Source organism: Pseudomonas sp. GM80, assembly GCF_000282515.1.
In the GTDB taxonomy this organism is placed as follows: domain Bacteria; phylum Pseudomonadota; class Gammaproteobacteria; order Pseudomonadales; family Pseudomonadaceae; genus Aquipseudomonas.
The window spans coordinates 38,156-60,482 of sequence record NZ_AKJD01000252.1 but is presented as its reverse complement, the minus strand read 5'-3'; the positions used below and the strand labels follow the sequence as shown (position 1 = coordinate 60,482).

The 22,327-nt window shown below is 59.9% G+C and carries 23 protein-coding genes; 9 read left to right on the top strand and 14 right to left on the bottom strand.

The window, feature by feature from the left end:
* The first annotated feature begins 38 nt into the window (after positions 1-38).
* Positions 39-695, top strand: coding sequence for a thiopurine S-methyltransferase (locus PMI37_RS29155; protein ID WP_008088235.1), 657 nt, complete (start codon positions 39-41; stop codon positions 693-695).
* 87 nt (positions 696-782) lie between these two features.
* Here PMI37_RS29155 and PMI37_RS29150 read toward each other — a convergent pair whose 3' ends face one another.
* The gene (locus PMI37_RS29150) at positions 783-1,004 is read right to left on the bottom strand and encodes a YgdI/YgdR family lipoprotein (protein ID WP_008088233.1); all 222 of its coding nucleotides are present in this window, start codon (positions 1,002-1,004) and stop codon (positions 783-785) included.
* A 77-nt stretch (positions 1,005-1,081) separates the two neighbouring features.
* Positions 1,082-1,684, bottom strand: a complete 603-nt coding sequence (mobA, locus tag PMI37_RS29145; RefSeq protein WP_008088231.1) for a molybdenum cofactor guanylyltransferase MobA — start codon at positions 1,682-1,684, stop codon at positions 1,082-1,084.
* 81 nt (positions 1,685-1,765) lie between these two features.
* Here mobA and moaB point away from each other — a divergent pair, with 81 nt between their 5' ends.
* On the top strand, positions 1,766-2,305 hold the full coding sequence (gene moaB, locus PMI37_RS29140) for a molybdenum cofactor biosynthesis protein B (protein ID WP_008088229.1): 540 nt from the start codon (positions 1,766-1,768) through the stop codon (positions 2,303-2,305).
* Positions 2,289-3,515 (top strand): molybdopterin molybdotransferase MoeA, encoded by a 1,227-nt coding sequence (locus tag PMI37_RS29135; RefSeq protein WP_008088228.1) that lies wholly within the window; start codon positions 2,289-2,291, stop codon positions 3,513-3,515. The genes moaB and PMI37_RS29135 overlap by 17 nt, the downstream gene beginning before the upstream one ends.
* A 54-nt stretch (positions 3,516-3,569) precedes the next feature.
* On the opposite strand, the gene PMI37_RS29130 is transcribed toward PMI37_RS29135, so the two are convergent.
* The gene (locus PMI37_RS29130; RefSeq protein ID WP_008088226.1) at positions 3,570-3,863 is read right to left on the bottom strand and encodes a hypothetical protein; all 294 of its coding nucleotides are present in this window, start codon (positions 3,861-3,863) and stop codon (positions 3,570-3,572) included.
* Positions 3,864-4,166: 303 nt separating this feature from the next.
* Between PMI37_RS29130 and yegS the strand changes: the two genes are divergently transcribed.
* Positions 4,167-5,078, top strand: a complete 912-nt coding sequence (yegS, locus tag PMI37_RS29125) for a lipid kinase YegS (RefSeq protein ID WP_008088224.1) — start codon at positions 4,167-4,169, stop codon at positions 5,076-5,078.
* On the opposite strand, the gene PMI37_RS29120 is transcribed toward yegS, so the two are convergent.
* From PMI37_RS29120 to PMI37_RS29110, 3 genes are all read right to left on the bottom strand, one after another.
* The gene (locus tag PMI37_RS29120; RefSeq protein ID WP_008088222.1) at positions 5,062-5,721 is read right to left on the bottom strand and encodes a response regulator; all 660 of its coding nucleotides are present in this window, start codon (positions 5,719-5,721) and stop codon (positions 5,062-5,064) included. The genes yegS and PMI37_RS29120 overlap by 17 nt on opposite strands.
* Positions 5,718-6,611: a sensor histidine kinase gene (locus PMI37_RS29115; protein ID WP_008088220.1), complete on the bottom strand. Its 894-nt coding sequence runs from the start codon at positions 6,609-6,611 to the stop codon at positions 5,718-5,720. The genes PMI37_RS29120 and PMI37_RS29115 overlap by 4 nt, the downstream gene beginning before the upstream one ends.
* 483 nt (positions 6,612-7,094) lie before the next feature.
* A complete protein-coding gene (locus PMI37_RS29110) occupies positions 7,095-7,565 on the bottom strand; it encodes a hypothetical protein (RefSeq protein ID WP_008088219.1) in 471 nt (156 codons plus the stop codon).
* A 454-nt stretch (positions 7,566-8,019) separates the two neighbouring features.
* Here PMI37_RS29110 and PMI37_RS29105 point away from each other — a divergent pair, with 454 nt between their 5' ends.
* Positions 8,020-8,955 carry a chemotaxis protein CheV gene (locus PMI37_RS29105; RefSeq protein ID WP_007908676.1) on the top strand — a complete coding sequence of 312 codons (936 nt, stop codon included), beginning with the start codon at positions 8,020-8,022 and terminating at the stop codon, positions 8,953-8,955.
* Positions 8,956-9,211: 256 nt separating this feature from the next.
* Positions 9,212-10,018, top strand: a complete 807-nt coding sequence (locus PMI37_RS29100; protein ID WP_008088217.1) for an MOSC domain-containing protein — start codon at positions 9,212-9,214, stop codon at positions 10,016-10,018.
* A 69-nt stretch (positions 10,019-10,087) separates the two neighbouring features.
* Here PMI37_RS29100 and ppnP read toward each other — a convergent pair whose 3' ends face one another.
* The 8 genes from ppnP to PMI37_RS29060 all read right to left on the bottom strand — a co-directional run bounded on the left by ppnP (position 10,088) and on the right by PMI37_RS29060 (position 19,440).
* A complete protein-coding gene (gene ppnP / locus PMI37_RS29095; protein WP_007940055.1) occupies positions 10,088-10,372 on the bottom strand; it encodes a pyrimidine/purine nucleoside phosphorylase in 285 nt (94 codons plus the stop codon).
* 105 nt (positions 10,373-10,477) lie between these two features.
* A complete protein-coding gene (locus PMI37_RS29090; protein ID WP_008088215.1) occupies positions 10,478-11,020 on the bottom strand; it encodes an exonuclease domain-containing protein in 543 nt (180 codons plus the stop codon).
* A gap of 70 nt (positions 11,021-11,090) precedes the next feature.
* Positions 11,091-13,052, bottom strand: coding sequence for an acetyl/propionyl/methylcrotonyl-CoA carboxylase subunit alpha (locus PMI37_RS29085; RefSeq protein ID WP_008088213.1), 1,962 nt, complete (start codon positions 13,050-13,052; stop codon positions 11,091-11,093).
* Positions 13,053-13,170: 118 nt separating this feature from the next.
* Positions 13,171-13,968, bottom strand: a complete 798-nt coding sequence (locus PMI37_RS29080; RefSeq protein WP_008088211.1) for an enoyl-CoA hydratase/isomerase family protein — start codon at positions 13,966-13,968, stop codon at positions 13,171-13,173.
* Positions 13,965-15,122, bottom strand: coding sequence for a citronellyl-CoA dehydrogenase (gene atuD / locus PMI37_RS29075; RefSeq protein WP_008088209.1), 1,158 nt, complete (start codon positions 15,120-15,122; stop codon positions 13,965-13,967). Before atuD ends, PMI37_RS29080 begins: the two co-directional genes overlap by 4 nt.
* A gap of 31 nt (positions 15,123-15,153) precedes the next feature.
* Positions 15,154-16,770, bottom strand: coding sequence for a geranyl-CoA carboxylase subunit beta (gene atuC / locus PMI37_RS29070; protein WP_008088206.1), 1,617 nt, complete (start codon positions 16,768-16,770; stop codon positions 15,154-15,156).
* Positions 16,771-16,773: 3 nt separating this feature from the next.
* Complete coding sequence (locus PMI37_RS29065) at positions 16,774-17,643, bottom strand: SDR family oxidoreductase (RefSeq protein ID WP_008088204.1); 870 nt, start codon at positions 17,641-17,643, stop codon at positions 16,774-16,776.
* A gap of 12 nt (positions 17,644-17,655) precedes the next feature.
* Positions 17,656-19,440 (bottom strand): acyclic terpene utilization AtuA family protein, encoded by a 1,785-nt coding sequence (locus PMI37_RS29060; RefSeq protein ID WP_008088202.1) that lies wholly within the window; start codon positions 19,438-19,440, stop codon positions 17,656-17,658.
* A 184-nt stretch (positions 19,441-19,624) separates the two neighbouring features.
* Here PMI37_RS29060 and PMI37_RS29055 point away from each other — a divergent pair, with 184 nt between their 5' ends.
* From PMI37_RS29055 to PMI37_RS29045, 3 genes are all read left to right on the top strand, one after another.
* Entirely contained in the window at positions 19,625-20,248 is a 624-nt protein-coding gene (locus PMI37_RS29055) for a TetR/AcrR family transcriptional regulator (protein WP_008088201.1), read from the top strand.
* Positions 20,249-20,340: 92 nt separating this feature from the next.
* Positions 20,341-21,138 (top strand): substrate-binding periplasmic protein, encoded by a 798-nt coding sequence (locus PMI37_RS29050; RefSeq protein WP_008088199.1) that lies wholly within the window; start codon positions 20,341-20,343, stop codon positions 21,136-21,138.
* 87 nt (positions 21,139-21,225) lie between these two features.
* Complete coding sequence (locus PMI37_RS29045; RefSeq protein WP_008088198.1) at positions 21,226-22,239, top strand: GNAT family N-acetyltransferase; 1,014 nt, start codon at positions 21,226-21,228, stop codon at positions 22,237-22,239.
* The last annotated feature ends 88 nt before the right edge of the window (positions 22,240-22,327 follow it).

The window sequence follows — 22,327 nt, the reverse complement described above, 5'->3', positions numbered from 1 at the left end:
GTTTTAACGCTTTTTGATCGATTTTTTAGGGGTGATAGATGCAACCTGAGTTTTGGCACAAGAAGTGGGCTTCGAATCAGATCGGCTTTCATTTGCCTGCGGTGAACCCGTATCTGCAGCGTTTCTGGCCGGATCTGCAGCTTCCAGCACAAGCACGTGTGCTGGTGCCGTTGTGTGGGAAAAGTCTGGATTTGCTGTGGCTGGCCGGGCGTGGGCATCGGGTGCTTGGCATCGAGCTGTCGCAGAAGGCGGTCGAGGATTTTTTCACTGAACAGCAACTTCAGCCGCAGATCAGTGAGCACGGTGCTTTCAAGGTTTATCGCGCCGGTTCGATTGAGCTGTGGTGCGGTGACGTTTTTGCACTGACCGCAGAGGATGTTGCCGGTTGCGCCGCGCTGTACGACCGTGCCGCCGTGATCGCCTTGCCCGAGCCAATGCGCGAGCACTATGCCGAGCATTTGCAAAGCATTCTGCCGGCCGGTTTGAAGGGGCTGCTGATTACGCTGGATTACGATCAGGCGCAAATACCGGGGCCGCCGTTCTCTGTGGATGATGCGCAAGTGCAGCGCTTGTTCGGCGGCCTCTGGCAGATGCAGGTGCTGCAATCGCAGGACGTGCTGAGTGACAGTGGCAAGTTTGTGCAGGCCGGTGCTACGCGGCTTGAGGAGCGGGTGTATCGGTTGACTGCCCGGTAGCTTTGTTGCGCGCATAAAAAATGCCCCGACGTATCGGGGCATTTTTTTAACCAGTCAATCTGACTGCTTCAGGCGTCGCGTTGAACCTTACAGTTCTTTAACGGTGCGAACCTGATCCTTGTTGATGCGGGTCTCTTTGCCGTCCAGCTGTTTGAACTCGTAGAAGCCCGAATCATCATCGTATTTCGGGGTGTCGACGGCCTGGATTTCGCGACCGTCATTCAGCGTGATCACTGTTGGCGACGAGCAACCGGCGAGGGTAGCCAGGCCCAGTGCGAGCATGAGAGTGGCGAGGGTCCGTTGAGTCATGGTGTGTCTCCGAATGGAAATTCTTTTGGTTACTGAGCTTGAGACGTATACAAGGCGTGAGAGTTCCTTGAGTGCTGTCAGTCTGACACAGTGTTGTGCGAATTTAACAGTTCCGGGGTATTGAGATTGGCCAGCCGAGGGTCATTGTCCGGGCATTGCAGGGCCGTGGCGCCAAGATGGCGCATGACGCGGCCGGGACTGCGCTCACCGGCGTTCCAGGCGTCTTCGAAGGCCGGCAGCAGGGCGGCCGGAATCACGCACAGCAGCGGTTCCCAGTGCTCGTCGTGACGCAACATTAAAGGTTTTTCAGGATTCTGATTGGCGGTTTCCCGCATGCTTTGCAGCAGCGTCTCGTCGATGCGCGGAACATCGCATGGCAACACCAGCAGGTGGGTATGGCGCGCCGCTTTCAAGCCGGCAAGAATACCGGCCAGCGGCCCCGGAAAGTCGCCTTCATCATCGACCACCAGATGATCGGCGTACGCGGCATAGCGTTCACGATTGCGGTTGCAGGAGATGATCAAATCATCCGTCAGCGGGCGCACTTTACGCTGCAAATGCGCAATCAGCGGTTCGCCCAGCCACTCCACCAGCCCTTTGTCCTGCCCCCCCATGCGTTGGCCGCGTCCGCCTGCCAGGAGCAGAACGGAGCAGGCGGGCAAATGTCTATTCAGCGTCATGTCGGCTCTCCAGAGGGGCGGCGAAAAAAGGGGGCGCTGTGATATAACACCGGGCTGTTTCTCCTACAACTGGACGAGCCTATGAAAGCCAAGGCTGATGTACCTTTCGCACCGCTCAATATCGCCGTGCTGACTGTCAGTGATACCCGAACGCTGGAAACCGACACTTCGGGCCAGGTCTTCGTCGACCGCCTCACGGCCGCAGGCCACCTGCTGGCTGAACGGGTGTTGCTCAAAGATGACCTCTACAAAATCCGTGCGCAAGTCGCCAGCTGGATAGCTGACGATGTTGTGCAGGTCGTGCTGATTACCGGGGGCACTGGTTTTACCGGTCGGGACAGCACCCCTGAAGCAGTGGCGTGTCTGCTCGACAAGCAGGTGGATGGTTTTGGTGAATTGTTCCGGCAGATCTCGGTGGCCGATATCGGTACATCCACCGTGCAGTCCCGAGCCTTGGCCGGTCTGGCCAATGGCACGCTGGTGTGCTGCCTGCCAGGCTCGACCAACGCCGTGCGCACCGGCTGGGATGGCATTCTCGCCGAGCAGCTGGACTCCCGGCACCGTCCCTGCAACTTCGTGCCCCATCTGAAACAGGCGGCACCTTGTGAATCCCGTGGGTAAGCCGGGCAAGACCGGTGCCTTGATGCCGGTCGAAGTGGCGCTGGCGCGCCTGCTGGAAATGGCCGAGGCCTCGCCGATTGCCGAGCGGGAATTTTTGCCATTGGCAGACGTTCAGGGCCGCGTGCTGGCCGAGGATCTGATTTCGACGCTGGATCTGCCGCCGTGGCCGAACAGTGCGATGGATGGCTATGCGCTGAAACTGGCTGACTGGACGGGCGAACCTTTGCCGGTGAGCCAAAAGGTCTTCGCCGGGCAGGCTCCCGAAGCGCTCGCGCCGGGTACCTGTGCGCGCATCTTCACTGGCGCTCCGGTACCGGCGGGTGCCGATTGCGTTGAAATGCAGGAAAACGCCGAGGTCCTTGCAGAGGGTCGTGTGCGTTTTCTCGAAAGGATGACGCCAGGACAGAACATCCGTCCGCAAGGCCAGGAAACCACGGTGGGTGAGCTGGTTTTGTCGGCCGGCACCCGGCTCGGACCGATCGAGCAAGGCCTGGCTGCGTCTCTGGGCTGTGCCGGATTGAGCGTGGTGCGCAAGGTGCGCGTGGCGGTGTTGTCCACTGGCGATGAGCTGGTCGAACCGGGGCAGGCGTTGGGTCCGGGGCAGATTTACAACAGCAACCGGGTGGTGCTGTGCAGTTGGTTGCAGCGCATGGGGTGTGAAGTGATTGATGCCGGGATTCTTCCGGACGATCTGGCCACAACCCGTGAGCGGCTTGGCGCCTTGCAGGATGTCGACCTGATTCTCTCGACCGGAGGCGTGTCCGTGGGTGAGGCCGATTTTCTCGGCATTGCGCTGAGGGAGGAGGGTGAGCTGGCGTTGTGGAAACTCGCGATCAAACCCGGCAAGCCACTGACGTTCGGCCATTTTCGTAAGGTGCCGGTGATCGGCCTCCCGGGTAATCCTGCTTCGACCCTGGTGACCTTCGCCTTGCTGACCCGTCCCTACCTGTTGCGTCGCCAGGGCGTGCAGGACGTGGAGCCACTGAAGTTCCCGGTACCGGCGGGGTTTGACTGGCCCGTGGCAGGCAATCGCCGTGAGTATTTGCGGGGTCGCCTTGAGCAAGGTCGTGCGGTTATTTATCGCAATCAAAGTTCGGGTGTCCTGCGCAGTGCGGCCTGGGCCGATGGACTGGTGGAGGTGCTGGAGGGGCGCACGCTTGGCGAGGGCGACGAAGTAGTCTTCATTCCGCTCAGCGATCTGCTGAGCTGACACGTCGATCGCAGGGGCAGGCTCGGAGGTCGTCTCCGAAGCCTGCCTGTACGGTCAGCGCGTCATGATCGAGACGAGCTGGTCGAACCGACTGTTCGCCACCCATCCGAGCAAGCCCAGCACGACCGCGGTTGCACCTGCGGAGTAGGCCAGCCGATGTTTGATAGTTCTGACATCGCCGCGAACTTCATCCATGTCCCGGCGAATGTATTTGAGGTGGGTCTCAAGCTCGGTGATGCGAGGTTCCATATTCACTTCTCCGGTTTTGGCGCCGTTGCTGTGGCTGGCGCGACTCTCCGTAAGTGGAGCAAGCGGGCTGACCGGCGTTCTGGTTTCCTGGCTATGCATTGAGGTGTCCACCTGCTGGCCGTTGCTCGCTATCCTTTGAACGATCGCAAGCGCTAAACGTGTATCCACTCATTGCGGCACTTCCTTGTGTGTTTCAGATCGAAAAATTGCTGTTGCCGGCGCACGATGTGCCAATGCTGGCGCCGGGTCAATTCAGCCGTTTCCTCAGGTTTTGTAGGAAGATTTCCTGCTCTGTAGGACGAGCAAGCTTGGACGCTTGAAATAATTGCCATTCTTGCGGCTTTTTTACGTGGCGCAGTGGTCAAGATGTCCCGTACCGATTCCATTCAGGGAGTGACCGTAATGAGTGAACGCAGGGCGCTAATGATTCTGCATGGCAAGCAGGCACTCAACGAGGCGGTGCGCAGCGCTGTCGAACGCAAACGCGAGCAAGGCTGGGAGCTGGCGGTGCGGGTGACCTGGGAGGCGGGTGATGCCGAGCGCATGGTCGAGGAAGCGCTGACCGCCGGTTACCGCACCATCATTGCCGGCGGTGGCGATGGCACCTTGCGCGACATCGCTCAGGCGTTGTCGGCGCATCCCGGCGAGGCCAGTCTCGTGCTGTTGCCCTTGGGCACGGCCAACGATTTTTGCCGTGCGGCAGGCGTACCGCTGGAACCGGCCGAGGCCCTCGAGTTGCTGGAGGTGTCGCCGCGTGACATCGATCTCGGTGAGGTTGGCGGGCAGATCTTTCTCAACATGGCCACCGGCGGTTTTGGCAGTCAGGTCACGGCCAATACTTCGGAAGACTTGAAAAAGGTCCTGGGCGGGGCGGCGTATCTGTTCACCGGCCTGTCGCGCTTCAGTGAATTGCATGCAGCCTACGGCGAGTTGCAAGGCCCGGACTTCCACTGGAGTGGCGAACTGCTTGCGCTGGGCATCGGCAATGGACGTCAGGCAGGCGGCGGGCACGTATTGTGCCCGCAGGCGCTGGCCGATGATGGCCTGCTGGACATCAGTATTCTGCCGGCGCCTCAGGAGCTGGTGGGGACTTTGAAAAATTTGCTCAGCGACGGTTTCGGCATCGAAAACATGTTTGTGCGGACCCGCTTGCCGTGGGTCGAAATCAAGGTGGCCGAAGGGCTTTACATCAATCTCGACGGTGAGCCACTGGAAGGCGACAACATGCGTTTCGAAGCGCGCCCGGCAGCGCTGCAGGTGCATTTGCCGGCGGACTCGCCACTGTTGAGTGGCGCGGTCAGTCGTCCAGACTGATGATCTGCTCGCGCACGGCGAACAGCACCAAGCCTGCTACGTCGTAGATCTGCAGGCGTTTCATGATCTGCGAGCGGTGGGTTTCGACGGTCTTGATGCTCAGGCCCAGGCCGTTGGCGATCTCCCGGGTCGATTTGCCGCGCACGATCAGCCGCAGGATTTCCAGTTGGCGCGCGGTCAGATTGTGCGAGTCGCTGGTTTCCGGCTGGGTCTTCTGGTTGCGCGTCAGGGCCTGATTGATCACTGTATGGGCGATGGCCGGGCTCAGATAGCGCTCGTTGTTGCGCAACGCTTCGAGCGCGTGTTCCAGTTCGGTGGCCGTGGTGTCCTTGAGCAGGTAGCCATGCGCGCCGGATTCCAGCGCTTGCATGATCAGCGCCGGGTCGGTGTGCATCGACAGGATCAGCACTTTGCTTTGTGGGCGCACGCGCTTGAGTCGCTGCAGGGCTTCAAGGCCGCCGGTTTCTTTCATGGAAATATCCAGCAGTACGATATCGGGACTCAATTGCTCGACCATTTCGAGCAGTTGCGAGCCGTCATTGGCCTCGCCAATCACCGCGTAGCCGGGAATATCCAGCACCAGAGCGCGCACGCCGGCCCTGATCAGCGAGTGGTCATCCACCAGAAGTAAGTTACAAGTCAACGCATAACCTTATTCGTACTGGCCCGCTCGAGTGCACGCGGCGCCCAGGGGAAAAGTGCTTCGATTTGAGTGCCTTTGCCCGGCTCGCTGGTAACGCTCAGGGTGCCGCCCAACTGCTCCATCCGTTCGGCCATCCCGGCCATGCCGCGTTGTCCTTCCCGCCCCGGATTGGCTGCCGGGGCGAATCCCTGACCGTCATCGCTGATCAGCAGCGTCAGGCCTTTGGGCAGACGCTGGACGCGAATCAGCAGATTCTTTGCCTGCGCATGGCGCAGGATATTGGTCACGGCTTCCTGAGTAATGCGAAAAGCGGCGACCGCCATTTCTTCGGGAATGCCGTTCAGCCGCTGCTGGCAGTCCAGGCTCCAGTGCACCGATGTGTTGGTCAGCGTCTTGAGCAAGTGCGCGCGCAGACTGGCCTCCAGGCCAAGGCTGGTCAGTTGCCGCGGATTGAGAATCGCCGACACGTCACGCACTTTGTTGAGGGTTTCCTCAAGGGTGTCGCAGAGCACGCTGCATTGTTCCTGCAAGTCGTCCGGCAAGCGGCGCTTGAGCCATTCACTTTGCAGTTTGGCGGCAGTCAGCAGTTGGCCGATGTCGTCGTGCAATTCCCGGCTGAGGCGATGGCGCTCGTTTTCCTGGACTTCGAGCAAGCGGTCGGCCAACTCCTGCGGCTGAAACTTGATCGACTTGCGCGACAGCCGATATTGCACCCAGACACACGCGGTGGCAGCGACGTTGAGCAGCAGCAGTCCGAGGCAAAGCGGCAGGGAAAAACCATAGGTCAGCACACTGCCGAGCGCGGCGGCGACACTCAGTATGAGTGTGAACCGGCGGGCATTTTCCCGGGAAGGTGGCCATGTGGCGATTGACTTGAGGCTGGCGTACATAACGGATGGAGCCAATGGATGTTAGCTGCGGGCAGACCGGTCAGAGTGGCTGACGGATCTCTGTCTGAAAACACTGTCATTTATGTTATTGAATTCAACAACGTCGCGTGATCGATATTGAACCGCCAACTTCGTTGGCAGCCTATCGCTGGAATCACTGTGCCATTAATTGAAAGCAACTAATGCGCGGCATAATACCACTTAAGATACCGTTGGTCGCGTTTGCTATATATGTCCAGTCGGTCAGGAATTACGTCGTATTGGACGTGAGTTCCATTATGGAAAAGTTGATTTATTCAATTCGACAGGAATCGATAGTGCCTTATTTATACACAGGCAAACCCTGATACCGGCAGCGAGAAGTCCGTTGAGATCAGATGTGATTATTTATTCGACTGTGTCGCTGGCAGGTATGAACTATTCAATTGCGACATTCGCCGTCTGCGCTTTCAGACTCTGGCAACGCGCAATCTTTTCACAGAGTCAGGCTTGCCGGTCCGAATACGCCACCAAGGACAATGGTTTGACGTGGTGCGGCAGTTGCAGTTGGCTCTGGCCGACCTGGGAGGCAAAGGCCTCGATCAGGGAGGTCTGCTCGCTGTCGTCGAGGCTCAACTGGCCAGTGGTTTGATCGACCAGTTCCAATTGCCAGGCCATCAACGTGAAGCAGTCTTGCAGTGCGTTGAGCGCCTGTGCATGCAGGTCGACCTCATCCTGCGCATGATTGAGCAGGCCGTGGAGATGCAGGGAAAATTCGGAAATCGCTTGCAGCGCCAGCGCATCTGCCTTGCTCGCCAGCTTCAGCAGTGTGCTGAGCATGCACTCGATGGCGTCCTTGTCGTTGTTGATCAGTTGCAGGTGGCTGAGGCATTCCTCGGACTTGGCCAGAAGCGTTTCAGCCTCGAGGATAAACTCGGGGAACCGTTGCGCCCAGTCCTTGCGATCGTTTGGCATGCTTATCTCCACAACGTCATGTCTGATGAGGGAATGCCGTGTGTGTCGACGATCGTGAACCGTCGCGAGATCGCGCCCCGGTGTGCAGGTGCACAGATTCGGGGTTTCGAGAGGAGGTGTTTCCACTGACCTGCGATCGCACACAATAGCCTGACTCCGTTCATGCAATGAGAATGGCGTCACATTAATGGCTATTGGATATTGCGAACATCAGGTTAGGCCTGATTGTTCCTAGGGGAATCCCTTAGGCGCGGGAACCTACGGCGCCAACCGAGGTCGCGCTGCAGAGAATGTAGCAGATGAAAATCACCGGGCCAGTAAAGCATGATGTTAATGTGACATCAATGCCTGAGCATGGCATTTTTGACGGCACTTGGTATGGCGATAAAGAACCGCCATGCGCAGCCGATAACCTCACATAGTGAATTCATCAGAACAAGCCCAGGAGTCATTGATGGCCGGCATTCTCGACACGGTAGACCAACGCACGCAACTGGTGGGTGAGAATCGCCTGGAAATTCTCATGTTTCGTCTGGCCGGACGCCAATTGTTCGCGATCAACGTGTTCAAGGTTCAGGAAGTCTTGCAGTTGCCGAAGCTGACGCTGATGCCTCAGCGTCACCCATTCGTTTGCGGTGTGGTCAATCTGCGCGGTCAGACCTTGCCGGTCATCGACCTGTCGCAGGCGATCGGCATGCGTCCGCTGGTGCCGGGGCCGAACAGCACCATCATCGTCACCGAGTACAACCGTTCGGTGCAGGCATTCCTCGTCGGTGGCGTCGACCGCATCGTCAACATGAACTGGGAAGCCATCCTGCCGCCGCCGACCAGTGCCGGTCGCCAGCATTACCTGACCGCGATCAGCAAAGTCGACGATCAACTGGTGGAGATCATCGACGTCGAGAAAGTCCTCGCCGAAATCGTCCCGTACAACGCCAAAGTCTCGCGGGAAAAACTCGAAGACCCAGTGCTGGAACGTGCGCGTGGCCGTGAAGTGCTGCTGGTGGACGACTCCAACGTGGCGCTCTCGCAACTGCGCGACACCCTCGGCCAACTCGGTGTGAAAATGCACATCGCCAGCGACGGTCTGAAGGCGCTGAACATGCTCAAGGCCTGGGCTGACACCGGCGTGAACATGACCGACAAGCTGCTGATGATCTTCACCGATGCGGAAATGCCGGAAATGGACGGTTACCGACTGACCACTGAAATTCGCAATGACCCGCGCCTGCGTGGGCTGTACGTGGTGCTGCACACTTCGCTGTCGGGCAGCTTCAACGACTCGATGGTGAAGAAGGTCGGCTGCGACAACTTCCTCTCCAAATTCCAGCCGGACAAACTGGTCGACGTGGTGCGCCAGCGCCTGATGCTCGACGAAGTCCCGGCCTGATCACACCCCCTTTGTAGGAGTGAGCCCTGTGGCGAGGGGATTTATCCCCGATGGCTGCGCAGCGGCCCCAAATGCAGTTGACTCGTACACCATTTAAACCGCATTTGCTGAATTTGCGACTGCTGCGCAGCCGAACGGGGATAAATCCCCTCGCCACAAGGTCGAGTAGCAGCTGGAATCCAGTGTACGAATTGATCTTTTGATTCGTGCATGAAGCTCGTATAGGGTGGCGGTTTTATCCTCCAGGGAGCTGGCCATGCTGCGTCTGAGCGCGCTTTATCGTTACCCGTTGAAATCCGGCAAAGTCGATGTGCTGCAAAGCGTCGACCTCGACAAGCTGGGGCTTGATGGCGACCGACGCTGGATGCTCGTGGACGAAGCCAGTGGCCGCTTCCTGACCCAGCGCGCGGAAGCGAAGATGAGTCAGTTGTCGGCCCTGTGGAATGCTCAGGGCGGTCTGACCCTGAGCGCACCCCAACAGTCTTCCATCGAAATCGCCCTGCCAGGCGACGACGCCGAACTGCGCGGCGTGACGATCTGGCGTGATACGTTGCGCGTGCCGGATGCCGGTGACGAGGCGGCCCGTTGGGTCAGCGCGTTTATCGGCAAACCGACCCGTCTGGTGCAGGTGCCGCTGGATCGTGCGCGTACCACGCAGTCAGGTTTTGGCAAGGATGATGATCAGGTCGCTTTCGCTGACGGGTTTCCGCTGCTGTTGATTGGTGAAGCGTCGCTGCAGGACCTTTCGCACAAGGTCGGGCGGCCGCTGGAGATGCTGCGTTTTCGCCCCAATCTGGTGATCGAAGGCAGCGAGGCGTATGCCGAGGACAGCTGGAAGCGGATTCGCATTGGCGACGTCGAGTTTCGCGTGGTCAAGCCGTGCTCGCGCTGCATCCTCACCACCATCGACCCGCAAACCGGCGAGCGCAGTGCCGATCGTGAACCCTTGGCTACCTTGCAGAAATACCGCGCCGAAGCCGATGGCGCGATGTTCGGCCAGAACCTGGTCAATGACAGCAATGGTCGGCTTGAAGTCGGAATGCCGGTGGAAATCCTCGAGTAAGCCTCGCTGAAACGAAAAATGCCCGTGTCCTTGGACACGGGCATTTTTTATTGGGTGCAGCCGAGGGTTTTAGCCGCGGTATTCGCACAGGTAAGCGGTGTCGACGGCGACTTTCAGCTGGAACTTGCTGTTGGCCGGGACGTTGAACTGGCTGCCGGCGGCGAAGGTTTCCCAATCGCTGCTGTCGGGCAGTTTGACGGTCAGTGCGCCGGAGACCACGTGCATGATTTCACGCTGGCTGGTGCCGAATTCGTATTCGCCCGGGGCCATGACGCCGATGGTCGCCGGACCTTCAGCGGTGCCAAAGGCGATCGACTTGACGGTGCCGTCGAAGTACTCGTTGACTTTAAACATGGGCGATTCCTCGAAAAGGGCTAAAAAATGGAGGCGGCCAGTATGCACAAGGCTTTCGGCGCCGTCACCTGCCCGGCGCCTGTCCGGCGAGTTCTCGAATTGACCCTAGAGTGGCAAAACCAGCGGCAACAATCGCGCGGTGTTGCGCGCATCTTCCAGCGCCCGGTGTTGCTGACCGTTGAACTGCATGCCGGCCAATTGCAGCGCGCCGTTGAGGCCCAATGGCCGCTCCAGGCGCCGGGCCTTGGCAAAACGTTGTTTGAGGTTCATGTGCGGCACTTTGCTCAAGCCGCTGTCGATATTCAGACGCTGCCATTCCTGAAGTAATTGCTTGCGATCGTAGTCGCCCCAACTGGCCCAGCCTTCAAGCCGTGGCTGATGTTGTGCGAGCCAGCGCTCGAACGCCGGCCAGACCTCGGTCAACGGCTGCGCCGAGTCGATATTGGCCTGGGTGATGTGCGTCAGCTCACGACAGAACGGCGTCAGCAACGGCCGCCGTGTCGGTTTGACGAAGCGCTGGAAGTGATCCTGCTCGCGCCCGGCACGATCGACCAGCGTGGCGCCGATCTCGATAATTTCCATCTCGGTGACCGGCCAGCCACCCTCATCGGTGGTGGCTTCCAGATCTATGACCAGCCAGTGGGGCATCGCAGGGTTCCTGATTTGTACGTTCTGATTATTCAGAGCGTAGCCAAACCCTGCGTTTGCGCTTGGCTGACTACTCCACCTGCAACAGAACCTGACGATTTTTTACCTGATCGCCGACTTTGACTTGCACCCGCTTGAGCACGCCGTCGATGCCGGCCTTGAGCGGGTGCTCCATTTTCATTGCCTCCAGTACCACCAGCAGCTGACCCTTGCTGACCGGGCTGCCTTCGCTGACCAGTACGTCGACGATGGCGCCGTCCATGGGCGCTTTCAAGGTGCCGGAACTGACGCTGGTCTGACTGTCGATCACCGCGTGAGTTCGATCCTCCACCTGCAGGCTGCCGGGATGGGTGAACAGCCAGAGTTGTTCGCCATCGAGGTGATAAGGGTGATTTTGACGCAAGCCGTCGACTTCCAGCGTCACCGACTGCGCATCGCGGTCGACTAGTTTCAGTTCGAGCGTGCGTTCGGCGACCTGCACCTTGAATACGCCGTGCGTTTGCGCGAGCAGTTGCAGCGTCCAGTTCTGCTCGTCGCGGCCGAGACGGTAGTGCAGCGCCACGTTGGCATTGTTGCGCCAACCGGACAGTGGCGCGCGGTGGCTGAGGGCACTGGTTTGATAAAACAGCACGGCGGCAATGGCCAGATCTTCAGCACTTGGCGAGTAAATGTGCAGGCTCGGGTGGTCGCTGAAATGCTGCGTGATGAACGCTGTGCTGAAGTCGCCGCTGATGAACTGCGGATGCTGCAGCAGGCCGGCGAGCAAACGCTGATTGCTTTGCACACCCAGCAACACTGTGTCCTGCACTGCGCGCAGGAGTTTGCGCCGGGCCTCTTCGCGGGTAGCGCCGTGGGCGATCAGTTTGCCCAGCATCGGGTCGTAGAACGGGCTGACAGATTGCCCTGCAAGCAGACCATGATCGATGCGTGCGCCGCGCTGCAACGCCGGTTCCCACGCTTGTATGCGACCGGTTTGCGGCAGGAAATCTTGCGCGGGGTCTTCGGCGTAGAGTCGCACCTCCATGGCATGGCCGCTGAGTTGCACTTGGTCCTGAGTCAGCGGCAACGGTTGCCCCTCGGCGACCAGTAATTGCCACGCCACCAGATTCACTCCGGTGATCAGCTCGGTCACCGGATGCTCGACCTGCAAGCGGGTATTCATCTCCAAAAAGTAAAACTGCCCGCGTGCATCGAGCAAGAATTCCACCGTGCCGGCACCGACATAATTCACCGCACGCCCGGCCTTGAGCGCGGCCTCACCCATGGCTTGGCGCAACTCGGTGGTCATCACCGGGCAGGGCGCTTCTTCGATGACTTTCTGATGGCGGCGCTGCACCGAGCAATCGCGCTCGCCGAGGTAGATCAGGTTGCCGTGTTGATCGCCAAACAACTGCACTTCGACATGCCGTGGTTCGATCAGCGCCTGTTCGAGAATCAATTCGTCGCTGCCAAAACCGTTCAACGCTTCGGAACGTGCGGTGCGCAACTGCGCCGGCAAATCCGCGGCATCGTGCACCAGGCGCATGCCGCGACCGCCGCCACCGGCGCTGGCCTTGATCATCAAGGGGTAGCCAATGCGTTCGGCTTCGCGCAGCAGGGTCGCGTCGTCCTGCTCGGTACCTTGATAGCCGGCGATGCAGGGCACGCCGGCTTCGAGCATGGCGATTTTCGAGCGGCGTTTGCTGCCCATCAGTTCGATGGCTTCGACACTGGGACCGATGAATGTCAGACCCGCCTGTGCGCAGGCGCGGGCGAACTCGGCGTTTTCCGAGAGGAAACCGTAGCCAGGGTGGATGGCATCGGCGCCGCTGCGACGGGCGGCGTCGAGGATGGCCGGGATGTTCAGGTAGGACTGCTGCACGGGGGCGGGGCCGATGTGTACGGCTTGATCGGCGATTTGCACGTGCAGCGCGTTGGCGTCGGCGTCGCTGAAGACGGCGACGGTGCGGTAGCCCAAAGCCTGGGCGGTGCGCTGGATGCGGCAGGCGATTTCACCGCGGTTGGCGATCAGGATTTTCTGAATGGCAGGCATGGGCTGTTTCCTCGGAAGTTGCGTTGCATGTGCTGGCCTCATCGCTGGCAAGCCAGCTCCCACAGGTTTTGTTAACGACGCAAATTCCCTGTGGGAGCTGGCTTGCCAGCGATGCTTTTTAGGTAGCCCACCGCGGTTTACGCTTCTGCACAAAAGCCATGGTGCCCTCGATCCCTTCTTCCCCCGTCACCGCCCCGGCAAACCACTGCGCCGCTTCATCAAGCAAAGCTCCTGATGGCGGTCCGGCACTCGCCAACAACAATTGCTTGGTCATGGCATTCGCCTCCGGCGCACAACACAGCACGTGTTGCAGTACCTCATCCAGACGCTCGGCGAGGGCTTGCGGGTCCTGTTCGACAAAATGCACCAACCCCAGACGCCGAGCCTGATGCCCATCAAAACGTGCGGCGGTCAGCGCCAGTCGCCGCGCCTCGGTCAGGCCAATGCGCTGCACCACAAACGGCGCGATCTGCGCCGGCAGCAGCCCCAGGCTGGTTTCCGGCAAACCGAATTGCGCCTGATGATCGGCCATCGCAATGTCGCTGACACACGCCAGCCCAAAACCGCCGCCAAGCACTGCGCCTTGCAGCACCGTGATCAGCACTTGCGGCGCGTGCTGTGCTGCTTCCAGCAAAGCCCCGAACGCACGATTCAATTCTCGATAAGCATCAGCGCCCTGAGCACGGGCATTGGCCATGTCCTTGAGGTCGCCGCCAGCACAGAAATGCCCGCCGGCGCCGCTGAGCACCAGAGCGCGAACACTGCGGTCATCGCGTACCGACGAGAGCACCGCGCGCAACTCACTGACCATTTGCAGGCTCATCGCATTGCGGCTGTCCGGGCGATTGAGGGTGATGTGCAGCACGCCGCCATGCAGTTCCAGCAACAGCGTCTGGCATTCCGGCAGGCTGCTCATTTCTTTTTCCCCGGCAGGATGCCCATCAGTTTGCAGATGATCCCCAGCATGATTTCGTCGGCGCCGCCGCCAATCGACACCAGCCGCACATCGCGATAAGCGCGGGCCACCGGGTTGTCCCACATGAAACCCATGCCGCCCCAATATTGCAGGCAGCTGTCACTGACTTCGCGGCCCAGACGCCCGGCTTTGAGTTTGGCCATCGACGCCAAACGCGTGACGTCCTGACCTTTCACATACTGCTCGGTGGCCTGATAGACCAGCGCGCGCAGGCATTCGATTTCGGTCTGCAATTCGGCGAGACGGAAGTGGATCACCTGATTGTCGATCAGTGCATTGCCGAAGGTTTTGCGCTCCTTGCAGTACTCGATAGTGCTGTCGACGCAGTACTCAAGGCCCTTGATCATGTTCGCCGCGCCGAACAGGCGTTCTTCCTGAAACTGCAGCATCTGCATCATGAACCCGGCGCCTTCGTGGCCGACGCGGTTGCGCTGCGGCACGCGCACGTCGTCGAAAAACACCTGGGCGGTTTCCGAGCTGCGCATGCCGAGCTTGTCGAGGTGCGAACTGAGGCTGATCCCCGGCGTGTTCATCGGCACCATGATCAGCGACTTGTTGATGTGCGGTTTATCGTCCGAAGTGTTGGCCAGCAGGCAGATGAAATCAGCACTCGGCGAGTTGGTGATCCACATCTTGCTGCCGTTGATCACGTAGTCGTCTCCGTCCTTGCGCGCGGTGGTTTTCAGCCCGGCGACGTCGGAACCGGCGCCGACTTCAGAGACACCGATGCAGCCGACCTGCTCGCCGGTGATCGCCGGGCGCAGGAACTCTTCGCGCAATTCATCGGAGCCGAAACGGGCGAGGGCCGGCGTGCACATGTCGGTCTGCACGCCGATCGACATCGGAATGCCGCCGCAATGAATGGTGCCGAACTCTTCGGCGGCGACAATCGAATAGCTGTAGTCGAGGCCCATGCCGCCGAATTTTTCCGGTTTGGAAATGCCCAGCAAACCGAGGTCGCCGGCCTTGCGGAAAATCTCGTGGATGGGAAAGCGTCCGGCCTTTTCCCATTCCTCGACGTGCGGATTGATCTCGTGCTCGACGAACTGGCGGACGGTACGGCGCAGGGCTTCGTGTTCCGGGGTGAAGATCATTTTTTATTGTTCTCCGTAAGATCCGTGGCGGTCAGAACCGGCTGACGCCGAAGCTGTTGGGTTGCAGCATGCGAATGTCGGCTTCGTGGCAGATGTCCAGCAAGTAGCCGAGCAGGGTGCGCGTGTCGCGTGGATCGATCAGCCCGTCGTCCCACAGATTGGCGCTGCCGTAGAGCGCGGTGGACTGGCTGTCGAGTTTCTGCGCGGTGACCTGTTCGAGCATGTCGAGCATCTTCGGGTCCGGCGTCAGGCCGTCCTTGAGTTGTTTGGCTTCGGTGACGATGCGCAAGACTTTGCCGGCCTGCGCGCCGCCCATCACCGCCGTGCGGCTGTTGGGCCAGGCGAAGATGAAGCGTGGGTCGAGACCGCGGCCGCACATCGCATAGTTGCCCGCGCCATAAGAGCCGCCGACGACGATGGTCAGTTTAGGCACCCGCGCATTGGCCACCGCTTGAATCAGTTTCGAGCCGTGTTTGATCACGCCTTGCTGTTCCGATTCGGTGCCGACCATGAAGCCCGTGGTGTTATGGAAAAACAGCAACGGCGTCTGGCTCTGGTCGCACAACTGAATGAACTGCGCTGCCTTGCTCGCACCATTCGGGGTGATCGGGCCGTTGTTGCCGATGAAACCGCAGGCGCGGCCCTGAATCTTCAATTGCCCGCAAATGGTTTGCTGATCGAACTCGCCCTTGAATTCGAGAAAGCAGGATTCGTCGGCGATACGCGCGATGATTTCGCGCACGTCGTAAGGTTTTTTCGCATCGTCCGGGATTAGCCCGAGGAGTTCTTCGATCGGGTAGAGCGGCTCTTTGTATTGCGGCTCCGGCAGCCATGGCAGCTGTTCATTCCATGGCAGCATGCGCAGGATTTCGCGCACCTGACGCACGCCGTCGGCATCGTTTTCCGCGAGGTATTCCGCCGTGCCGGCAACCTGCGCGTGCATCTCGGCGCCGCCGAGTTCTTCATCGGTGGCGACTTCGCCTGTGGCGGCTTTGAGCAACGGCGGGCCGGCCAGAAACAGCTTGGCCTTGCCGCGCACCACCACCACGTAATCGGACAGCCCCGGCTGATAAGCGCCGCCCGCCGTGGCTGAGCCGTGTACCACGGTGATCTGCGGCAAACCCATCGCCGACATCCGTGCCTGGTTGGCAAAACTGCGCGCGCCTTCGACAAAAATATCCGCCGCGTAATTAAGGTTGGCGCCACCGCTTTCAGCGAGGGTGATCACTGGCAGTTTGTTTTCCTGAGCGATTTGCTGCAGGCGCAGGGATTTTTTCAAGCCGCTGGGCGAGATGGTGCCGCCCTTGATCGCGCTGTTGTTGGCCACGACCATTGCGCGGATGCCACAAACGTAACCGATGCCGGCGATCAGCCCGCCGCCGGCCGAGCTGCCGTCCTTGTCGTCGTGCAACTTGTAGCCGGCGAGGCTGGCCAGTTCGAGGAATGGTGCACCGGGATCTAGCAGCAGGTTCAGGCGTTCACGCGGCAGCAATTGCCCACGCTTGTCGAATTTTGCTTTGGCTTCGGCAGCCTTGTTCAGCAGGTTCTGTTCGAGTTGCTGGACGTGTTCGATGGCTACGAGCATTGCCGCACGATTGCGCGCAAAAGCCTCGCTGTGGGGATCGAGTTGGGACTGGATCTGCGGCATGGCTTACTCCTTGTCCTTGAGCACGTCGGGTAAGTACGCGCGGTGAAAGCCGTTGAACGACTCACTGTGAGTGGCTTTGTGCAACGGCCAAGCACGGCTACCCAGACTCGCCGCGCCGTCGATTTTCAAGGTACTGCCACTGATGAACGCCGCCGCCGGGCTGAGCAGAAACACGATCGCCGCGCTGACTTCCGACTCGGTGCCGATGCGTTTGAGCGGCACATGCTCGCGCAGGGTCGGGATCACCGCTTTGAACGCGCCTTCGTAAGTGTCCATGCCGCTGGAGGCGATCCAGCCCGGTGCCACCGCATTGACCCGCACCCCGGCATAACCCCATTCAAACGCGGCGGTCTTGGTGAAGTTGTCCATGCCTGAACGCGCCGCGCCCGAGTGGCCCATGCCGGGCATGCCGCCCCACATGTCGGCAAGCATGTTGACGATGTTGCCGCCGTGTTTGCTCATCGACTGGTTGAACACTTCCCGCGCCATCAGAAAACCGCCGACCAGATTGGTGCGCAGCACGGTTTCGAAACCTTTCTGATTGATCGAGGCCAGCGGCGACGGGTATTGGCCGCCAGCATTGTTGACCAGGCCGTGAATCGGCCCGTGCTCGGCAATCAGTTCCTTGACCAGTTGCTTCACCGCTTCTTCATCGCGAATATCGCAGGCCTGCCAGTGTGCGCGGCCGCCGTCCTCGGCGATTTCGGCGGCGACTTTTTCGAGCTTTTCCGGTTTGCGCCCGACCAGCAGCACGTTGGCGCCGAGCGCTGCCAGTTCATGCGCGGTGCAACGGCCAATGCCGCTGCCGCCGCCGGTGACAATGATGGTCTGGCCGCTGAACAGCTCGGCATTGAAAATCGACGCGTAAGCCATGCAAACCATCCTCTAGTCGAGCTGTTCGGCGATGCTCTGCGGCACCGGGATCTGGATTTCCAATAATTGCTGGGCGAAGGCTTTGCCTTGCGGGTCGATGCGCAGACTGGCCACACCACCACCGCCGAGGGCGTTTTCCAATAAAAAGTTGAGGCTGTGGGTGCCGGGCAGATACCAGCGTTCGACGCGGCCGTGGATCGGGTCGAGCACGTGGCTCATCCAGTCGACGATCACTGCCGGAGTCAGCGCTTCGGCGATCCACGACAGGTATTCAGGTCTGCGCGGCAGCACGCCGATGTTGCTGTGATTGCCCTTGTCGCCAGAACGCGCCACGGCGAGTTTTACTAACGGTACGCTGGCATCCGCGCGACCCTGAGGTTTCGGCGGTTGTTGGGCAATCGGCAAAGCTTCGCTGTCGAGTGCGGCCAATGAGGGCAGGGCGCAAGAATGGCGTTCACCGGCAAGATCGATCTGCAAGGTGCAGGCGTTTTTATCGATCAGGAATGAGAACAAACGGATCAGCGGATACACGGTTGGCCGTCCGCCAACGATGCCGGTCAGCCCCGGCGCCATGCCGGTCGCAGCCTGTGCGATCTCTCGGGAGAACAACACCAGTGCCTGCTTGCTCGGATGCCGTACGGCGAGTTTGATCACCACTTCGCGGCTGTCGCGGCGTTGCCCGTGCGGGCCGTAAGTCGCTTCGCTGCCAAGCAGTTCGATGTGGGTTTCGCTGTAGGGCGCCCAGCCACGCTGGCTGAACATTTCGGCGGTCTTGTCGATGATCGCCTGACTGACGCGTTGCGCTTTTTCAACGGCGTCGATACCGGCGATCAGGCAACTGGCGGTGCAGCGAAAACCGTCCGGGTAGGTGGCGCTGACTTTGTATTTATCCGTCGGCGGCAGGCCCTTGGCGCCGTGAACATGCACGGCGTTCTTGCCTTGTTGCTGAAGTTTGACCTCGCTGAAATCGCAGACCACGTCGGGCAGCAGGTATGCCTGTGGATCGCCGATTTCATAAAGCATTTGCTCGCCGACCGTCAGCGGCGTGACCAGCCCGCCGGAGCCCTCGGGTTTGCTGACGATAAATTGGCCGTCGGCGCTGACTTCGACGATTGGAAAACCGATGTGCTCATAATCCGGCACGTCGCGCCAGTCGGTGAAATTGCCGCCGGTGCATTGCGCGCCACATTCGATGATGTGCCCGGCCAGTGCGGCCTGGGCGAGTTTGTCGTAGTCGTGCCACGACCAGCCGAATTCGTGCACCAGAGCGGCGCTGACCACGGCGCTGTCGACCACCCGTCCGGTGATGACGATGTCGGCGCCCAGGCGCAGGGCTTCGACGATGCCCGGAGCGCCGAGGTAGGCGTTGGTCGAGACGCACATCGGCGGCAGCGGGGCGCCGCTGAACATCTCAGTGATGCCAGTGAGTTGTTTGAACTGTGGTTGCAGGTCATCGCCGAGCAGCACGGCGATTTTCAGCTTGATGCCGGCCTTGTCGCAGATAGCTTGCAGGGCGGCGGCACAGGCTTGCGGGTTGACTCCGCCAGCGTTGCTGATGACGCGGATGTTCTGCTCGGCCAATTGCGGCAGCAGCGGCGTCAACACTTCGATGAAGTCGCCGGCGAAGCCTGCCTGCGGATCTTTCATGCGCGCGCCGGCCATGATCGACATGGTGATTTCGGCCAGATAGTCGAAGACCAGATAATCCAGTTTGCCGCCGTCGACTAACTGCGCGGCGGCGGTCGAGGTGTCTCCCCAGAATGCACTGGCGCATCCGATGCGAACGGTGGTGGGCATTTTTATCTCCGACTCAGCAACCTGCGACAGAAGTGTCTGGAGGCTACCAAGCAAGCGCTTGGTTTGTAAACAGCTGAAACTATCTTCTGCCCAAGCGCTTGCTTGGTCGCGGCTGGCGGCTTAAATTGCGCGCAACCCTGCGGTTTCAGGGGGCAACAGACAGATCGACTGTAGGAGAGAACGGGTGGACGAGCAAAAAGCCCTGAAGGTCATGCGCCAATTGGTTGACCAAGGCCAGTTGACCGACCCGGACAGCGCCCGCGGCAAACTGCTGCAAGTGGCGGCTCACCTGTTCCGCAACAAAGGCTACGAGCGCACCACGGTGCGCGATCTGGCCGGCGCGGTCGGCATCCAGTCGGGGAGTATTTTTCATCACTTCAAAAGCAAGGATGAAATTCTCCGCGCGGTGATGGAAGAAACCATTCGCTACAACACCGCTTTGATGCGTGCAGCGCTTGCCGACGCCAGCAATGTGCGCGAGCGCGTACTGGCGCTGATCCGCTGCGAATTGCAGTCGATCATGGGCGGCAGCGGCGAAGCCATGGCGGTGCTGGTCTATGAATGGCGTTCGTTGTCCGAAGACGGCCAGGCGCAAGTGCTGGCGCTGCGCGATGTCTACGAAGAACTCTGGCTGCAGGTGCTGGGTGAGGCCAAAGAAGCCGGGTTTATCCGTGGCGACGTATTTATTACCCGACGTTTCCTCACGGGCGCACTGTCCTGGACCACCACCTGGTTCCGTGCCGGCGGCAGTCTGAGCCTTGATCAGTTGGCGGACGAGGCGTTGATTCTGGTCCTTGAGGAACGTTAAGGCACTTTCTATCGCGTCGGGAAACTGGCTAACTGGGCGAAACCGCCTAGCTTGAATGCATTGATCGGTATTTTTTCGGGGAGTGGGGTGTTTTGAAGTCTTCGCCAATTCGGACGGCCGCGGGGTTGATGCTCGCAGCGCTGGCTGCAATATGGGTATTGCCCGCTCAGGCAGCGCAACTGGTTCGGGTCGGCGCGGCGCATTTTCCGCCCTACACCATTCGCCCGGAAAACGGCGCCGACACCGGCCTGCTGCCGCAATTGGTCGAGGCCTTGAACCGTCTGCAAAGCGATTACCAGTTTGTGTTGGTACCGACCTCGATTCCTCGGCGTTTCGGTGATTTCAAGCAGGGCCGGATCGACATGGCGATCTTCGAAAACCCGGAGTGGGGCTGGAAGGAGATACCCCACACGGACGTCGACATGGGCCTTGAAGACGCGGAGATTTTCGTTGCGCAACGCGAAGACGGCCGCCAGCAGAACTATTTTGCCGACCTCACCGGCAAGCGACTGGCGCTGTTCAGCGGGTATCACTACGAATTCGCCAATTTCAACGCTGACCCGAAATTTCTCGCGCAGAATTTCAACGCCACGCTGACCTATTCCCATGACAGCAATCTGTTGATGGTGCTGCGCGGGCGCGCCGACATTGCCCTGGTGACCCGTTCTTACCTGAGTGATTACCTGCTGCGTAACGAAAAGGTGCGTGATGAATTGCTGGTTTCCCAGCGCATCGATCAGGTCTACCACCACTACGCGATCCTGCGTTCGACCGCGCCGATCACGGGCGAAGCGTTTGGCAAGTTGCTGCAAGGCCTGCGCGACAACGGCGAGATGCTGAAAATCTTCGATCCGTACAAGATTGCCGTGGTCCCGGTGCCGCGCCACTGAGGGAATGATTTGGGCTTCAAGCCTAAATTTCCCTGCCCGGCTCACGTCCCATCGTTGAACTGTCGACGATTATCGTGAGCCCGACCCATGTCCAATCTGAATGACCTGACTGCCCTGGCCTTGCCCTCAGGCAGTCATCTGATCGCTGATGCAACCGAAAGCCGCCTGAGCCTGAGCCTCGACGGGCAGCCGCTGATTCGCCTGCGCCTGGATCGTCAGGCCAAAGGGCCAATCCAGCTCGATGAGCGTTTTGCCTTGCCACCAGGGCAAGCCCTGTGGGCGGCCTGTTATTGGCTGTTTGCCCGTGATCCCGAATGCCAGCAATTGACCTGGCAGCTGGATCAGCCGCCGACCGAAGCGTTGCTCAGCGGTTTGCTGGTAAGCACTGAGGTCGCTGGCGAATATCGCTGCGAACGCACGCTGTTCTGGCAATTGCCGCAACCGTGGCTCGGCACGTCGCTGACCGGCAGCTATCCGCAGCAAATGGTCATCAGCCAGGGCAAGCGCCATCCGCAGCGACCGGTGAAGCCACGGGGTGAAGTCTATCGGCGTTTCGATGCGCGGCTGGGGGCGTGGATTTCGCTGCGTACGGTCGAAATCGAAGAGGATCTGCCGCGTTTCAACCGCTGGCAAAACAGCCCGCGCGTCGCCAGTTTCTGGCAGGAAGAGGGCAGCATCGAGAAGCACCGCGAATACCTGAGCAAACTCGACGCCGACCCGCACACGTTGACCTTGATCGGCTGCTTCGATGATCAGCCGTTTGCCTATTTCGAAGCCTATTGGGCCAAGGAAGATCGCATCGCGCCGTTTTACGACGCCGACAATTACGATCGTGGCATTCACATGCTGGTCGGTGAAGAAGATCATCGCGGCCCGCACAAAGTCGCGAGCTGGTTGTCGGCGCTGGTGCATTACCTGTTTCTGGATGATCCGCGCACGCAACGCGTGGTCGCCGAGCCGCGGGCCGATAACGCCAAGATGATTGGCCACATGCAGAACCAGTGCTTCCACTGCGAGAAGGAATTCGACTTCCCGCACAAGCGCGCGGCGTTGATGATTCTGGGGCGTGAGCGGTTTTTTGATCGGTGCAAGCTGGCTTGAAGTGACCTGAAAGCAAAAGATCGCAGCCTGCGACCGGGTCCTCATGTAGGAGCTGCCGCAGGCTGCGATCTTTTTCTATCTGAAGAAG

Coding starts and splice junctions, on each gene's coding strand:
- mobA (WP_008088231.1), bottom strand. CDS start 1,684: ATGACGCTGAATAGACATTTGCCCGCCTGCTCCGTTCTGCTCCTGGCA.
- ppnP (WP_007940055.1), bottom strand. CDS start 10,372: ATGTTTAAAGTCAACGAGTACTTCGACGGCACCGTCAAGTCGATCGCC.
- PMI37_RS29060 (WP_008088202.1), bottom strand. CDS start 19,440: ATGCCCACCACCGTTCGCATCGGATGCGCCAGTGCATTCTGGGGAGAC.
- moaB (WP_008088229.1), top strand. CDS start 1,766: ATGAAAGCCAAGGCTGATGTACCTTTCGCACCGCTCAATATCGCCGTG.
- PMI37_RS29100 (WP_008088217.1), top strand. CDS start 9,212: ATGCTGCGTCTGAGCGCGCTTTATCGTTACCCGTTGAAATCCGGCAAA.
- PMI37_RS29115 (WP_008088220.1), bottom strand. CDS start 6,611: ATGTACGCCAGCCTCAAGTCAATCGCCACATGGCCACCTTCCCGGGAA.
- PMI37_RS29045 (WP_008088198.1), top strand. CDS start 21,226: ATGTCCAATCTGAATGACCTGACTGCCCTGGCCTTGCCCTCAGGCAGT.
- PMI37_RS29110 (WP_008088219.1), bottom strand. CDS start 7,565: ATGCCAAACGATCGCAAGGACTGGGCGCAACGGTTCCCCGAGTTTATC.
- atuC (WP_008088206.1), bottom strand. CDS start 16,770: ATGCCGCAGATCCAGTCCCAACTCGATCCCCACAGCGAGGCTTTTGCG.
- PMI37_RS29085 (WP_008088213.1), bottom strand. CDS start 13,052: ATGCCTGCCATTCAGAAAATCCTGATCGCCAACCGCGGTGAAATCGCC.
- PMI37_RS29155 (WP_008088235.1), top strand. CDS start 39: ATGCAACCTGAGTTTTGGCACAAGAAGTGGGCTTCGAATCAGATCGGC.
- PMI37_RS29105 (WP_007908676.1), top strand. CDS start 8,020: ATGGCCGGCATTCTCGACACGGTAGACCAACGCACGCAACTGGTGGGT.
- PMI37_RS29090 (WP_008088215.1), bottom strand. CDS start 11,020: ATGCCCCACTGGCTGGTCATAGATCTGGAAGCCACCACCGATGAGGGT.
- PMI37_RS29080 (WP_008088211.1), bottom strand. CDS start 13,968: ATGAGCAGCCTGCCGGAATGCCAGACGCTGTTGCTGGAACTGCATGGC.
- PMI37_RS29130 (WP_008088226.1), bottom strand. CDS start 3,863: ATGCATAGCCAGGAAACCAGAACGCCGGTCAGCCCGCTTGCTCCACTT.
- yegS (WP_008088224.1), top strand. CDS start 4,167: ATGAGTGAACGCAGGGCGCTAATGATTCTGCATGGCAAGCAGGCACTC.
- atuD (WP_008088209.1), bottom strand. CDS start 15,122: ATGATCTTCACCCCGGAACACGAAGCCCTGCGCCGTACCGTCCGCCAG.
- PMI37_RS29150 (WP_008088233.1), bottom strand. CDS start 1,004: ATGACTCAACGGACCCTCGCCACTCTCATGCTCGCACTGGGCCTGGCT.
- PMI37_RS29065 (WP_008088204.1), bottom strand. CDS start 17,643: ATGGCTTACGCGTCGATTTTCAATGCCGAGCTGTTCAGCGGCCAGACC.